Source organism: Arthrobacter sp. BG3, assembly GCF_056680185.1.
Genome location: NZ_CM155270.1, coordinates 1,893,912 through 1,908,282, shown reverse-complemented (window position 1 = coordinate 1,908,282; position 14,371 = coordinate 1,893,912). Strand labels below are relative to the sequence as shown.

General features: G+C 69.4%; 15 protein-coding genes. 10 read left to right on the top strand and 5 right to left on the bottom strand.

Features of this window, described 5'->3' with window-relative positions; translation table 11 throughout:
• Positions 1–20 precede the first annotated feature (20 nt).
• The 7 genes from nhaA (at position 21) to AC1MFL_RS08435 (ending at position 6,822) form a co-directional block, all read left to right on the top strand.
• On the top strand, positions 21–1,370 hold the full coding sequence (gene nhaA, locus AC1MFL_RS08465) for a Na+/H+ antiporter NhaA (RefSeq protein WP_479814749.1): 1,350 nt from the start codon (positions 21–23) through the stop codon (positions 1,368–1,370).
• A 148-nt stretch (positions 1,371–1,518) separates the two neighbouring features.
• Positions 1,519–2,892 (top strand): MBL fold metallo-hydrolase, encoded by a 1,374-nt coding sequence (locus tag AC1MFL_RS08460; protein WP_479814747.1) that lies wholly within the window; start codon positions 1,519–1,521, stop codon positions 2,890–2,892.
• A gap of 62 nt (positions 2,893–2,954) precedes the next feature.
• Entirely contained in the window at positions 2,955–3,959 is a 1,005-nt protein-coding gene (locus AC1MFL_RS08455; protein ID WP_479814745.1) for a carbohydrate kinase family protein, read from the top strand.
• A 9-nt stretch (positions 3,960–3,968) separates the two neighbouring features.
• Positions 3,969–4,481 carry a YbhB/YbcL family Raf kinase inhibitor-like protein gene (locus AC1MFL_RS08450; protein WP_479814743.1) on the top strand — a complete coding sequence of 171 codons (513 nt, stop codon included), beginning with the start codon at positions 3,969–3,971 and terminating at the stop codon, positions 4,479–4,481.
• Between the two features lie 217 nt (positions 4,482–4,698).
• Positions 4,699–5,517 (top strand): HAD family hydrolase, encoded by an 819-nt coding sequence (locus AC1MFL_RS08445; RefSeq protein ID WP_479814741.1) that lies wholly within the window; start codon positions 4,699–4,701, stop codon positions 5,515–5,517.
• A 230-nt stretch (positions 5,518–5,747) separates the two neighbouring features.
• Positions 5,748–5,996: a hypothetical protein gene (locus AC1MFL_RS08440; protein WP_479814739.1), complete on the top strand. Its 249-nt coding sequence runs from the start codon at positions 5,748–5,750 to the stop codon at positions 5,994–5,996.
• A gap of 82 nt (positions 5,997–6,078) precedes the next feature.
• Positions 6,079–6,822 (top strand): glycerophosphodiester phosphodiesterase family protein, encoded by a 744-nt coding sequence (locus AC1MFL_RS08435; protein WP_479815396.1) that lies wholly within the window; start codon positions 6,079–6,081, stop codon positions 6,820–6,822.
• 18 nt (positions 6,823–6,840) lie between these two features.
• Here the strand turns inward: AC1MFL_RS08435 and AC1MFL_RS08430 are convergent, their stop codons facing one another.
• Together AC1MFL_RS08430 and AC1MFL_RS08425 are read right to left on the bottom strand one after the other, a co-directional pair.
• Positions 6,841–7,740: an ADP-dependent NAD(P)H-hydrate dehydratase gene (locus AC1MFL_RS08430; protein WP_479814737.1), complete on the bottom strand. Its 900-nt coding sequence runs from the start codon at positions 7,738–7,740 to the stop codon at positions 6,841–6,843.
• Between the two features lie 76 nt (positions 7,741–7,816).
• On the bottom strand, positions 7,817–8,566 hold the full coding sequence (locus tag AC1MFL_RS08425) for a histidine phosphatase family protein (protein ID WP_479815394.1): 750 nt from the start codon (positions 8,564–8,566) through the stop codon (positions 7,817–7,819).
• A gap of 145 nt (positions 8,567–8,711) precedes the next feature.
• Between AC1MFL_RS08425 and AC1MFL_RS08420 the strand changes: the two genes are divergently transcribed.
• Positions 8,712–9,836, top strand: a complete 1,125-nt coding sequence (locus AC1MFL_RS08420; protein ID WP_479814735.1) for a glycerate kinase — start codon at positions 8,712–8,714, stop codon at positions 9,834–9,836.
• Positions 9,837–9,850: 14 nt separating this feature from the next.
• Here the strand turns inward: AC1MFL_RS08420 and AC1MFL_RS08415 are convergent, their stop codons facing one another.
• Positions 9,851–10,561 (bottom strand): DUF6766 family protein, encoded by a 711-nt coding sequence (locus AC1MFL_RS08415; RefSeq protein ID WP_479814733.1) that lies wholly within the window; start codon positions 10,559–10,561, stop codon positions 9,851–9,853.
• A 1-nt stretch (position 10,562) separates the two neighbouring features.
• Entirely contained in the window at positions 10,563–11,075 is a 513-nt protein-coding gene (locus tag AC1MFL_RS08410) for a DUF6328 family protein (protein ID WP_479814731.1), read from the bottom strand.
• Positions 11,076–11,293: 218 nt separating this feature from the next.
• On the opposite strand from AC1MFL_RS08410, the gene AC1MFL_RS08405 reads away from it, so the two are divergent.
• The gene (locus AC1MFL_RS08405) at positions 11,294–12,193 is read left to right on the top strand and encodes an SDR family oxidoreductase (RefSeq protein ID WP_479814729.1); all 900 of its coding nucleotides are present in this window, start codon (positions 11,294–11,296) and stop codon (positions 12,191–12,193) included.
• Between the two features lie 82 nt (positions 12,194–12,275).
• A complete protein-coding gene (locus tag AC1MFL_RS08400; protein WP_479814727.1) occupies positions 12,276–12,797 on the top strand; it encodes a hypothetical protein in 522 nt (173 codons plus the stop codon).
• A 115-nt stretch (positions 12,798–12,912) separates the two neighbouring features.
• On the opposite strand, the gene AC1MFL_RS08395 is transcribed toward AC1MFL_RS08400, so the two are convergent.
• On the bottom strand, positions 12,913–14,259 hold the full coding sequence (locus tag AC1MFL_RS08395; protein ID WP_479814725.1) for a uracil-xanthine permease family protein: 1,347 nt from the start codon (positions 14,257–14,259) through the stop codon (positions 12,913–12,915).
• Positions 14,260–14,371: the final 112 nt, after the last annotated feature.

The window sequence follows — 14,371 nt, the reverse complement described above, 5'->3', positions numbered from 1 at the left end:
CCAACTTTTAGGACTCCCGCATGAGCCCCACACCCGCTACCTCCCGACCGCGCTTCACCGTCTTCGGCCGCGGCAGCTACGCCGAATCCCTTCGGATCGGCGAGATCCTCCGCAAAGAGACAGTCGGCGGCGCCCTTCTGGTTGCAGCCGCCGTCATCGCCCTGATCTGGGCCAACTCGCCAATCTCCGCGAGCTACTTCGCCCTGCGGGACTTCAAGTTCGGCTACGAGCCCTGGCACCTGGAACTGAGTCTCGGGGCCTGGGCGGCCGACGGGCTGCTGGCCATCTTCTTCTTCCTGGTCGGGCTCGAACTCAAACGTGAATTCATCGCCGGGGACCTGCGGCAGCTCGACAAATCGATTGTTCCGTTCGCTGCCGCCGTGGGAGGCGTCGCCATCCCGGCCGTAATCTACGCCGTCGTCAACCTCACAAGCCCGGAAACCCTGCGCGGCTGGGCAATCCCCACCGCGACCGACATCGCCTTCGCGGTCGCCGTGCTCGCCATCATCGGCTCGCATCTGCCCAGCGCCCTGCGGATCTTCCTGCTGACCCTTGCCGTGGTGGATGACCTGATCGCCATCACCATCATCGCCGTCTTCTACACCAGTGACCTCCAGCCGCTGCCGTTGCTGCTGGCCCTCGTTCCCCTGGCCCTGTACACCTTTCTGGCGCACAAATACCGGCGCTTCTTCGGGATGAAAACCGCCGCTGCGTGGGTCATCCTCCTGCCGCTAGGTGCGGCCACCTGGGCCCTGGTCCATGCCTCCGGCATCCACGCAACCGTGGCCGGGGTGCTGCTCGGGATCGCCATTCCGGTCCTGCGCTCCCAGGCCAGCGGCGGCCCGGAGGCCGGTCCGGGCCTCGCGGAGATCTTCGAGCACCGGTTCCGCCCGATCTCGGCCGGTGTCGCCGTCCCGATCTTCGCGTTCTTCTCCGCCGGTGTGGCCGTGGGCGGCTGGGACGGACTCGTCGCGGCGCTCACCGACCCGGTGGCTGTCGGCATCGTCATGGCGCTGGTCCTCGGCAAGCCGATCGGCATCATGGGCACCACCTGGCTGCTCACCAAGGTCACGAAGGCGCGGCTGGACACCAGCTTCAAATGGATCGACGTCTTCGGACTCTCCCTGCTGGCCGGCATCGGCTTCACCGTCTCGCTGCTGGTGGCGGAGCTGAGTTTCGGCCAGGGCAGCATCCATGACGACCACGCCAAAGTCGGCATCCTTGCCGCCTCCATGCTGGCGGCACTGCTCGCCACGCTGGTGCTGAGGACCCGGAACCGGCAGTACCGGCAGGCCGAAGAGGCGGAGAAAGTCGACTCGGACCACGACGGGATTCCGGACGTCTACCAGCAGGAAGGCACCGGCCGGTAGCCGCTTGGCCCCACAGTGGCGTCCGGCCGCGCCGGTTGCCCGCCAGCAAACCAGGCTTGCGTTCATACCCCAGGGGTTTGATGATGAAGGTGCGCAGCTGACGGCCTTGCGGCCGATCGTGGCACGCCCGGCAGGCCAGGAGGAAGACATGGACGTCATCGTCATCGAGACCACACAGCTCGGGGACCGCAGCTACCTCGTCCATGACGGGTCGGTGGCGCTGGTCATCGACCCGCAGCGGGACACGGACCGCATCGAGGCGGCCGCCAGCGCCGCCGGGGTGAGAATCACGCATGTCGCCGAGACCCACATCCACAACGACTACCTCACCGGCGGGCTTGACCTGGCCAGGGCGCACGGCGCGAGCTACCTCGTGAACGCTGCCGACCAGGTGGGGTTCGAGCGGCAGCCGATCACGGACGGGCAGACCGTCCGTGTCGGCGCGCTGAGGGTCAAGGCCGTTGCCACACCGGGCCACACCCACACCCACCTGTCCTTCATCGTCGACGACGGCGGCCAGCAGGCGGTCTTCTCCGGCGGAAGCCTGCTGTATGGCTCGGTCGGACGCACGGACCTCGTGGGCGCCGGCGACACTCTCGGACTCACCCATGACCAGTACGCCTCCGTGCGCCGCCTCGTCGGGGAGGCCGTGCCCGAAGCCGCGCTGTTTCCGACCCACGGCTTCGGATCCTTCTGCTCCTCCGGTCCGGCCAGCGGCGCCGGATCCTCCACCATCGCGGAGCAGCTCGCCAGCAACCACGCCCTGACGGACCCGGACGAGGACCACTTCGTCCAGGAACTCATCGCCAACCTCACGGCCTACCCCTCCTACTACGCCCACATGGGCGTCACCAACGCCGCCGGCCCCGGACCGGCTGATCTGGCGGTGCCGGAATCGCTGGACGCCGCGGAGCTCACGCGCCGGCTTGCGGACGGTGAGTGGGTGGTCGACCTGCGCCGCCGCGTGGCCTTCGCCAGCAACCACTTGCTGGGCAGCGTGAGCTTCGAATACGGCACCAGCTTCAGCACCTACCTGGGCTGGATCCTGCCCTGGGGCGAGCAGCTGACCCTGGTGGGATCCCGCAGGGATGTGGAAGACGCCATCCGCGACCTTTCCCGGATCGGCATCGAGTGCCCGGATGCCGCCCTCGGCACCGACCCGCACGCCCTCGCGCCCCGCGCCGCCCTCGCCTCCTATCCCCGCGTGGGCTGGGACGGGGTGCTCGCGGGCCTTGCTTCCGGCGACACCGTCGTCGATGTGCGCCGGGCTGACGAATACGCCGCCTCGCGTGTGGCCGGAGCGGTCAACGTCCCGCTGCACGAACTGCTGCGCCAGCTGGAGTCCGTCCCCGCAGGGAAGCTGTGGGTGCACTGCACCTCCGGGTACCGGGCAGGCATCGCGGCGAGCCTGCTCCAGCGCGCCGGCAGGGACGTGGTCCACATCGACGCCAATTTCGCCGACGCCGGGCCCGCCGGTATTCCGGTGGACAGCGCCCGGGCTTCCTCGGCCTCCCCGGCCTGAACCAAACACCCCCACTCCGAAACACTGGGGCGCCGGGCCGCGTTCTCTGGCAGAGTATGAGCATGCTCACAGTTATTGGCGAGGGCCTGGTCGATGTCGTCCAGCGTTCCTCCGGTGTCCAGGCCCATGTCGGCGGAAGCCCCCTCAACGTCGCCGTGGGCCTGGCCCGGCTGGACCACCCGGTGCAGTTCATCGGCCGCTACGGCCGCGACGCCTACGGTGAATCGGTGGCGGCGCACCTGAAGTCCAGCTCGGTGCTGCTCCCGCTGGGCCCGGACGAGCTTCCCACTTCCGTGGCCACCGCCCTGATCGACGACGACGGCGCCGCCAGCTACACCTTCGACCTCGCCTGGCAGCTGCCCGGGCTCGCGGACCGGCTGCCGTTCATGCTGCAGGCAACGACCCTGCTGCACACCGGCTCGATTGCCACGATGCTGGCTCCCGGGGCCGCCGAGGTGCTCAGCGCCGTCGAGCATGCCCATCCTTTGGCGACCATCAGCTTCGATCCCAACTGCCGGCCCAGCATCATCACCGACGTCGACTACGCGCGCGGTCAGGTGGAAAAGTTCGTCACCCTGGCGGACGTGGTCAAGGCCTCGGATGAGGATCTCCAGTGGCTGTACCCCGGCGAGGATCCGCTGGATTCGGCCCGGCGCTGGCTTTCGCTCGGCGGCTCGGAAGGCCCCGCGATGGTGGTGGTCACCCGCGGCGCCCAGGGTCCCTGGGGCGTGAATGCCGCCGGCGAAGCGCATTTCCCGGCGCCGTCCGTGAAAGTGGCGGACACCGTCGGCGCCGGGGATTCCTTTATGGCGGCGCTGCTCTCCGCAATCGTGGACCTGGGCCTGGACGGGGCGCAGAACCGCAAGGATCTGCGTGAGCTCTCCGCCGAAAGCCTCCGCGACCTCCTGGCCCATGCCGCCTGGGCCGCCGCGGTCACCGTTTCCCGGGCCGGCGCCAACCCGCCCACCCGGGCCGAACTGAACCGGATGGAGCTGGGCGCGCAGGCCCCGCACCCGGCCGAAACCGTAGGCCGCGACCCCGAAAATGCAGAACTCCCCAGCAACTGAAAGGCAGCCATGGCACACCACGATGCCCCCTCCTTCCGCGTCAGCAGTGAGTCATTCCAGGACGGCCAGATCCTGCCGCCGGCCCAGCGCGGCGCCTCGACCGGGGCGGGGGCCAAGGACGAGTCCCCGCAGCTGAGCTGGACCGGTGCCCCCTCCGGAACGCGGGGCTACGCCGTCACCATGTTCGACCCCGACGCCCCGGGCCGCGGCGGCTTCTGGCACTGGGCCGTGCTCGACCTCCCCGCCGACACCACGTCCCTGCCCGCCGGGGCGGGATCGCGCCACTCCGGCTACCTGCCGCCCGGCGCCTTCCAGCTGAAGAACGACGGCGGCGCCACCGGCTACTTGGGGGCGGCCCCGCCCAAGGGCCACGGCCCGCACCGGTACATCGTCACGGTCCATGCCCTCGACGTTGCGCACTCCGGGCTCGACGCCGGAGCCCACGCGGCGAAACTGGAGACCAGGCTCGCCCCGCACACCCTGGCCAAGGCGAGCCTGACCGGCATCTACGAACGCCACTAACTGCGGGCCGTCGCCACCCCGAGCGCCGAATTCGCCGGAAGCCTGCACCCGGAGCGCCGAATTCGCCGGAAGCCTGCCCGGTCGCCGTAACGTTACGGCGACCGGGACGGGATCCCGCGATTTCGACGCTGGCGGGCTTCGGCGGGCGCCGGCTGGACCGTTGTCGAGCGCGGCCGGACCGGAACCCGCCCCTCCGCAGCCCACGTAGACTGGCAGTATGCGGCTCGTAGCAAGTGACATTGACGGAACGATCCTCGGCCACGATGGCAAAATCAGTGACCGGACCGTCCGTGCGTTCCACGCCTGCAGGGACGCCGGGATCGAATTGGTCTTCGTCACGGGTCGGCCGCCGCGCTGGCTGCACCCCCTCCAGGAGCAGCTGGGCCACACCGGCACCGTCATCTGCTCGAACGGCGCCGTCGTCTGGGACCTGGAGGCGGACCGCGTGGTCTCGGCGCGGGCCCTCCAGCTCGACGCCGTCTTCGAGGCCCGCCGCATCATCCAGCGGCTGCGCCCGTCCGCACTCTTCGCCGCCGAGACCCTGACCGGCTTCCACCTGGAACCCGGGTTCATCGAGAACGGCTCCAGCAGGTTGCTCGCCGAATTCACCCCCGCACCGCTGCACACCACCCTCACCCCGGCCGATTCCGTGGTGAAGTTCCTGGCCGTGGTCCGGGAGGGTTCGGCCGACGAGTTCCTGGCCGAAGTCACGCCCGCCGTCGCCCACCTCGCCGCGGCAACGCACTCGGCGCCGAACATCGCGCTTCTGGAACTGTCCCTGCCAGGCGTCAACAAGGCTGTCACGCTCGCCGAATACGCGGCGGGCCTGGGCGTTGATTCCGCCGATGTGGTGGCCTTCGGGGACATGCCCAACGACATCGAGATGCTGCGCTGGGCCGGCGACGGCTACGGGATGGCCAGTGGACACCCCGAGGCCATCCTCGCCGCCGGGCAGCAGGCGCCGCACTTTGACGACGACGGCGTCGCCCAGATCTTTGAGGCCAAACTCGCTGCCCTGGGCGTCCGGCTGCCCTGACCGGTCCTGCCAGCCGCCGGTGCTGCCCTGACCGTCCCTGCCGGCCGCATGTCCTCCCGCCCGCCCCTCCTGCCCGACCCGTCCGCCCGACCGGTCCTGCCTCCGGCCCGCACCGCCCGCAGCGGTTCGCTGCCCAGACACCGGACTCCCAGCTCACGGTCAACTGGCGTTCACCTTGACGCCCTACGCTGGAATTTCACGACGGATCAGCTGACTTACGGTGGGAACTCATGGCAAAGTACCGCACGCACAACACGGACGACGCCCCGCTGCGCCGGGTGGCGCCGGACGCGCACTGGAAGAGCCTGCAGCAGGGCGATCGCGTCAGCGTCCGGCTGGCGCCCGGCTACGAGACCGAAGGCCGGGTGGACGCCGTCACGGCGGACCACACGGCCGTCTGGGTACATCTCGACGGCGGCCGCGGCCGCACGCTTTTGCACTGCAGTGACGGCGTGGAGATCCTCCCGCCCGCTAACTGATCCGGGGCTCGGCTAGGCTTCAAGAGTGAGCACCCCGCACCCCTTCTTCGCCGCCGGTGACGGCCCGGAACTCCCCGTGGCCATGGCACACCGCGGCTTCTCCCTGGACGGTCTGGAGAACTCCATGGCGGCATTCCGCGCGGCCGTCGAACTGGGGTTCCGGCACCTGGAGACCGATGTGCACACCACCGCCGACGGCGTCCTGCTGCTCTTCCACGACGAAACCCTGGACCGCGTCACGGATGGCCGCGGCCGGATCTCCGAACTTCCGGCGGAGACTGTGGCACTGGCGCGGATCGGCGGCGCGGAGCCCATCCCGCTGTTCGAGGAACTCGCCACGGCCTTCCCGGATGTCCGGATCAACCTGGACGTCAAGGACTGGAACTCGGTGGAGCCCCTGGTCGCCGCGATCGAACGACACGGCCTGCACGACCGCGTGCTGATTGCCAGCTTCTCGGACCGCCGGCGCCGGGCCGTGCTGGACCAGCTGAGCCGCCCCGCCGCTAGCTCCGCCGGCATCGTGTCCAACGCCCTCTTTGTCCTGCTCGGCCCGGTGCTCCCGGCGGCTCTGCTGCGTCTCACCGCGGGACGTGCGCTGCGCGGCGTCCACGCCCTGCAGGTTCCTGTCAGCTACGGTGCCGTGACGGTGGTGACCCCCGGTTTCGTCCGGCGCGCCCACCGGCACGGCCTGCAGGTGCACGTCTGGACCATCAACGACCCTGCGGAAATGCACCGGCTGCTGGAGCTCGGGGTCGACGGGATCGTCACCGACCGCGCGGACCTGCTCAAGGAGGTCCTGCAGGAACGCGGCGGCTGGGGCGGATGACACCCGGCCAGGGCCGGGTCAGGAACTGAGCTCCATCATCAGGGGCGGCAGCTCCTCCGTAAGTTCGCGGGCGAGGTAGCCGAGACCGCCCAGTCGGCTCGCGAGCCGGTCCCCGGCGGCCGCATGCAGATGGGTGCCCCAGCAGGCGGCCTGCGCGTCCGTGGTTCCCCGCGCCCGCAGCCCGGCAATCGTCCCGGACAGCACATCTCCGGAACCCGAAGTGCCCAGGCCGCTGTGTCCGGTGGTGATTTCCCACAGCGAAGCCCGGGGCCCGGCGCCCCCATGGTCCCTCGCCGCGGAGTCCTTGCCGCCGCCTGCCGCTAGCGGCCGCGCGATCACACCCTGGCAGCTCACCACCGCGCTGTACTTCTCCGTGAGCTCCGGTACGTCCCGGGCCAGCTCCCCGGTGTCGTGCACCAGCAGGATGCCCGCCTCGGTGACATTCGGGGTCAGGATCAGCCGGCCCGCCCAGGGGCCCAGCTCCCCGGCCAGCTCGGGCAGGCTGCCCAGGGCGAAGGCATCGAGGATGATGGCCGGCGGTTGATTCCCCGCCGGCACCTTGAGGAGTCCGCGGAGCAACGCAGTGGCCTCGTCCTTGTCGTCGAGGCCCGGTCCGATCAGGACCGCGTCCGCGGCTTCGACCGCTGAGGCGAGGACGGCGGCTGCCGAAGAGCCCTTGACCGTGCCCGAGGCGGTTTCCGGCAGCCTGAGCACGCCCGCCTCCGGCACCGCAACCGCCAGTTGCACGGCGACGGATTCCGCCACGGCCAGGGTGAGCCGGCCGGCGCCGGAGCGCAGCGCGGCCACCCCGGCGAGCAGCGCGGCGCCCGGCGTCATCCGCGCCCCGCCGATCACCAGCACCGATCCGCGGTCGTCCTTGCCGGAGCCGCCGCCGGGCAACGGCCAGTCCCGCAGCAAGGTCGGCGTGACGGGCTCCGGGCGGACAGACTCCCGTCCGGGACCGGGACCGGGACCGCGACCGGGTGCGGCGGGTTCACCGCGGGTGGACAATGGTATCCCCGGCATGTTCAGTCACTTCGACTCCTTCGCTCATCAGGTGGTCCGCCACGTTGAAGCTCTCCAGCTGCCACGGCCCGGTGCCGTCCGGCCGGAGGAACCGGGTCACGGAGGCATTGAGGACCGCGGAGGCGGCGGCCATGTCCAGCAGCTCGCGCTCCGTCAGCCCTTCCAGGATGTAGCGGAACAGCAGGATGACGGCGTCGTGGCTGACCAGCAACACGCGCTGGCCGGAATACAGGCGGTCCAGGTCGGCGACCAGGGAGCGCAGCCGTAGCACAACGTCGGCCCACGATTCGCCGCCGGGCGGACGGTAGTAGAACTTGCCCAGCCACCGCCGGCGCTCCGCCTCCTGGGGGAGCCGGGCCTCCACGCCGGCGGAGGTAAGCATGTCCAGGATGCCAAGTTCGCGGTCACGCAAACGTTCGTCCAGCAGGGGCGGGGTCTGCCAGCCGCCGGTGCGGACGGCCAGCTCCGCCGTCTGCACAGCCCGGAGATAGGGCGAGGACCACACCGCCGCCCGCCGTTCCGCGGGGAACCCGGCGAGCAGGCGGCCCAGGGCCAGCGCCTGCTCGCGCCCGGTGTCGGACAGCTCGACGTCGGCGTCACGGGCCGGAACGTTGATGTCGTAGGCCCCGGACCGGTGCGCCAGCGTGGCGGCCACGTTTCCCTGGCTCTCACCGTGCCGGACGAGCAGCAGCTCGGTCATCCCGGGCGGGCCGGTCATGCTCTGGCGGGTCTTTGCGTTGTCATTCACCGTTGCCCCCTGTGTCCGGGTCGTTTCTGTGTGGCTGCCACGTTACTACCGGCGCCGGGCACTGTCGCCGCCGCCCCGGCGCCTGGCGGGGTCCGGGGGCTGGCAGGATGGACCCATGCGCATTCTGATCGCCCCGGACAAGTTCAAAGGCTCCCTGACCGCCGCCGAAGCCGCCTCCGCCATCGCCGAAGGCGCCTTGCGCGTCTATCCCGAGGCCGAGACCATCCAGTTTCCGGTGGCCGACGGCGGCGAAGGCACCCTCGAGGCGGCCGTGGCCGCCGGCTACGAGGAACGGCTGAACGCCGTCGTCGGCCCCATCCTGGCCCCCGTCGGCGCGGCCTGGGCGATCCGGAAGGACGCCTTCGGCGGGGCCACCGCCGTGATCGAAACCGCGCAGGCCTCCGGGCTGGCGCACATGGATCCCACCCCGGCCAACGCCCTGCGGGCGCACAGCTACGGCTGCGGCCAGCTGATTGCGGCCGCCCTGGACGCCGGCGCGACGGAGATCGTGCTGGGCCTGGGCGGTTCGGCGATGACCGACGGCGGCAGCGGCGCCCTGCGCGCGCTCGGCCTCAAGCCGCTCGACGCCGCGGGCAACGTGGTGCCCCTCGGCGGCGGATCGCTCGCCGAGGTGGTGCAGCTCGATTCCGGCGGCCTCGACCCCCGGCTGGGCGCCGTGACCTTCCGCATCGCCGTCGACGTGCAGAACCCGCTCGTTGGCAGCGACGGGGGAGCCCACGTGTTCGGTCCGCAGAAGGGCGCCGATGAGGACGCCGTGGAGCTGCTCGACGCCGGGCTCCGCAACTGGGCCTCGGTGCTGCGCCAGGCCACCGGGCGGGACGTCAACGTTGCCGGCGCCGGGGCTGCCGGCGGCTTTCCGGCAGCGTTCCTGGCCTTCAGCAACGCCGCCCTGGAGGGCGGCTTCGAGCTGGTCGCCGGGCTCACCGGCCTGGCCGCCAGGCTCGCGCAGGCAGACCTCGTGATCACCGGCGAGGGCTCGCTGGATTCCCAGTCGCTCACCGGCAAGGCGCCGATTGCGCTCGCCGATGCGGCCCAGAGCCTCGGAATCCCGGTGATTGTGGTCGCGGGACGGATCCTGGTCACCCCGGAGGACCTCGCCAAGCACGGGGTGGTGGCCGCCGCGCAGCTGCTGGACGTGGCCGGAAGCCCGGAGGACGCCGTCGCAAACGCCGCGAAGTACCTCGCCTGGGCCACCAGCCAGGTGCTCGAGGGGGCCTGAGGGGCCCCAATCGCTCACGCGCCCGTCTCAAAGTGCGGCTCGGCGACGGGCTTGGATTCGGGTGAGCCCCGTTCGCGCAGGTACACCGAAGCGCCAACGAGGACGGCGACGGCGAGGAATTCGCTTTGCCAGTTCTGGAACGACTCAAACCAGAAGCGGCTCGTGGCGAGGTACCCGAGCACGGTGACTGGCGGCTGCCCGTGGCTCTGCTGCTCGGAACTGTACTCCTCGCTGCCGCCGATGGCGTGGAGCGCAAACGACGCCACGAACAGCAGCAAAAACATGATCGACAGGGAGTGTTCATAGAGCTTAAGGACCCAGCCCCCGCGCCGCACCGGCCACGGCGTGGATTTCTTCAGTGGCGCGTCCCGCGGATCCTTATCCTGCGCGGCAGCCCGGTCCATCGGCTTGGACTCCGAGGATCCTTTCTGGAAAAGGAACACCGTCAGGATCACGTACATGCCCATCTGCAGGAACTCGGATTCCCAGTTCTCAAAGGTCGCCTCAAGGAAGGCCCCGGTGCCGAGGTACCCCAGCACCGACACCGCCGGCTCGCCATGGGCCAGCTGGTCCTCGCTGTAGTCCGCGGCCCCGCTGAAGACCATGCCGCCGAAGAACATCAGGAAAAGGCTGATATTGGCCAGCAGCAGCCCGTGTTCCTTGACCCACTTACCCATGGTTCCTCCTGCCGGCTCGCTGCGTTTTCGGTTCGCGGTGTTCGTCATGTCATTTCCTTTCGGCGGCCTGCCGGCGGAGCCTGCTCGGCACGTAGACGAGCAGAACGAGCAGCACAGTCAGCAGCACCGCCCCGGCCGTCAGGCCTGCCGTCCGGCCCGCCGTGACGTCGAAGACCAGTGCTGACGTGCCGACGCTGAGCAGGCCGATGCCGGCCAGGGCGACCTTCGCGATCCTGTCCGCGCTGGATACGAGGGCGGCCCGAAGATGCAGGCGGAAGAGGCGGCGGTGCACGCTCACGGGCAGCAGGATCAGGGCGGTGGTGAGGGCGGCCACCGCCACGTTGGCAAGGTAGAGGGTGGTCTGAAAACCATCCAGCGTCTCGAACCTCGACTGGAAGGGGAGCGTCAGCAGGAATCCCGCGAGGATCTGCACCCCGGTCTGCAGCACCCGCAGCTCCTGCAGCAGTTCCATCCAGTTGCGGTCCAGTTTCTCGACAGCGGACTCGTTCCGTTGGTCCGGCGGGGCCCCTCCCGGGGCGGACACTGGCTCTGGATCGGTCACGGGCGTGCCTCCGGGTGGATGCGGATCAGACTGCGCTGGCAGCTAACACTCAACCTAGGCTTGAGCGTTGCCAAATTCAAGCCGGTACTAAGGCTGCTGATGAATTTCCGGGTAGGGTTGAACTGTTTACGTCACGGGGACAGCTTCAAAGGCTTGGGTCAATGCCCGCGGCCAGGGAAGATGCCCTTGGAAAACCGACACGTTGGGTAGGTGGACTTGTGAGTGATTCAAGAAAACAGCAGGACCAGCCGCGCGATCCCCGCGGCGGCTACTACTCCGGGTCCTTCCCGGAGCAGGTGCAGGAACAGCCCGGCCTGACCGCGCCCATGGACCCCCAGCCGGACCACGGCGAGGAGAGCTACGAAGGCAGTGGCGCCCTCGACGGCAAGGCCGCGCTCATTACCGGCGGGGACTCAGGGATCGGCAAAGCCGTGGCCATCGCCTTCGCCCGTGAGGGGGCCGACGTCGCCATCTCCTACCTGCCGGAGGAGGAAGCCGACGCGCAGGACACCGCCGCATGGATCCGCAAAACCGGCCGCAAGGCGCTGCTGATCGCCGGCGACGGGCGCAGTGAGGAATTCGCCACCAGGATCGTCGACGACGCGCTAGCCGAGTTCGGACGCCTGGACGTGGTGGTGCTGAACGCCGCGTACCAGAAGAACCGGGACAGCTTCGAGTCGCTCCCTACCGAGGAATTCGACCGCGTCTTCAAGACCAACCTCTACTCGCTGATCTGGACCGCACGGGCCGCAGTGCCGCATCTGAAGTCGGGCGCTTCCATCATCACGACGGCGTCGATCCAGGCGTTCAACCCCTCGCCCGAGCTCATCGACTACGCCATGACCAAGGCCGCACAGGTCGCCTTCACCAAGGCCCTGGCCCAGGAGCTCGGCCCGAAGGGCATCCGCGTCAACGCCGTGGCCCCCGGACCCATCTGGACACCCCTGATCCCGGCGACCGAGTGGCCGGACAAGCTGCCCTCCTTCGGCCAGGACACCCCGTTGCGGCGCGCCGGACAGCCGGCGGAACTCGCCCCGGCCTACGTGCTCCTGGCCTCCGACCACGGCTCCTACATCTCCGGCGCGGTGGTTCCCGTCACGGGCGGCAAGGGCCTCTGAGCCGAACCCGCGCCGACAGGCCATTTCCGGCATCCATTCAGTCCAACTTTCCATCATCAATTTCCAGCACGGGAGGAACGGTATGACCCAGGAGAAACAGCAGGACCCCATCGAGGAGGCCGGCGGCTACGGAACGCCGACGGCGGAGCAGGAACTGCCCCCCGGTGACACAAAGAAGTTCGCGCAGCCCCGCGAGGAAGAAGCGTTCGACGCCGCAGGACTCAGCCAGGACAGCCCGGACGGGGAGACTTACCCGGCCGGGACGCCTGACCTGAGCCAGTTCGGCGCCGAAGACCAGGACAGTGCAGGAGAACCCGGAGCAGGACGCTTCGGAGGAACGGAGGAACAAATGAGTTCAGAAAACGCCAGTACCACCCCCGGCTACGACGCCGACGCCTCGGAAAATTCAGAGGCGGCCATGCCCTCCTCGGAGGCCGAGATGGACGAGACCAACACCGAGGAGCCCGACGCCGGGCGACCGTTCTCCTCGGAGGCCGGGCAGGACGCGGCCGGCCTGCCGGACGGATCGGGAACCGACCTGCCTGACGACAAGGCCCCCAAGGACAGGGACAGCGACAACGAGGAAGCCTTCGACGCCGGCTAAAGCCGGACTAAACCCCGGCCAGCGAAAGCCCCCGAACGGCGAAGGCCGGGAACCGCGCACCGCATTGGTGCGTGGTTCCCGGCCTTCTCGCTGCGGCCGGCTGGCGCCAGGGTTTCTAGCGGCGCTTCTTCGGCGTCCGCCTCACGGCCGAAGAAGCGGCCGCGGCGGCGGCCAGGGGGCCTTCCGTCTCCGGCTCGGAGACGGTGCCGCGGGCCTTCGCGATCGCCTTCATGCCGTGGTAAATCACCAGGGCCGCTGCGGTGCCGAGGGCGATGCCGGTGAACTTCAGGTCGCCGACGGTCCAGGTATAGTCGGCGACACCGATAATCAGCGCCACGGCGGCCGTCGTCAGGTTGATCGGGTTGGCGAAGTTCACCTTGTTCTGCACCCAGATCTTGACGCCGAGGACGCCGATCATGCCGTACAGCATCGTCGCGGCGCCGCCCAGCACGCCGGCCGGGACAGTGGCGATCAGTTCGCCGAACTTCGGCGAGAAGCTGAGCACCACGGCGAAGATACCGGCCACCCAGTAGGCCGCGGTCGAGTAAACCTTCGTGGCGGCCATAACGCCGATGTTTTCCGCATAGGTCGTGGTGCCGGAGCCGCCGCCCATGCCGGCAAGCATGGTCGCGGCGCCGTCGGCCATCAGCGCGCGGCCGGAGACGCCGTCGAGGTTCTGGCCGGTCATGGCGGACACGGACTTTACGTGGCCGATGTTCTCCGCCACCAGCACCAGCACCACCGGCACGAACAGGCCAACGACGCCAATGTGGAACTCGGGGGTCTGGAAGAACGGCAGGCCCACCCAGGCAGCGGAGTCCACCTTGGTGAAGTTCACTTCGCCGCGGATCATCGCCACGGCATAGCCCACTACTACGCCGACCAGGATGCTCAGCCGGCCCAGGATGCCGCGGAAGAAGACGCTGGTGACGATGATCGTGGCCAGGGTGATGAGGGCGGTGACGGGGGCGGCGTCGAAGTTGTTCTTCGCTGCGGGCGCGAGGTTGAGGCCGATCAGTCCGACGATGGCGCCGGTAACGATGGGCGGCATCAGGCGGTTGATCCAGCCGGCACCGAACTTCTGTACCACCGCGCCGATGATTGCCAGCCCGACGCCGGCCAGCACCACGCCGCCGAGCGCGCCGGGGACGCCGTACTGCTGCTGAGAGGCCATGATCGGCGCGATGAACGCGAAGCTGGAGCCGAGGTAGCTCGGCACCTGGCCCTTGGTGATGACGAGGAAGAGCAGGGTGCCGATGCCGGAAAAGAACAGCGTCGTGGCCGGCGGCATGCCCGTGATGATCGGGACCAGGAAGGTGGCGCCGAACATGGCGACGACGTGTTGCATCCCGATGCCAACGGTCAGCGGCCAGGCAAGGCGCTCATCCGGCTTCACGACCTCGCCCGGGCGGATGGACTTGCCGTTGCCGTGGAGCTTCCATTTGGTACCGAGCATGCTCATTGCCGGGGCCTTTCAGAGAATGTGTGGCGGGGCGGGAAGGAATCTTCCGGAGCAACTTTACCGCGCCGGTGTTTTCCGGCATGCTTCGCCGTCGGCGCCCCTGTGCCGGACG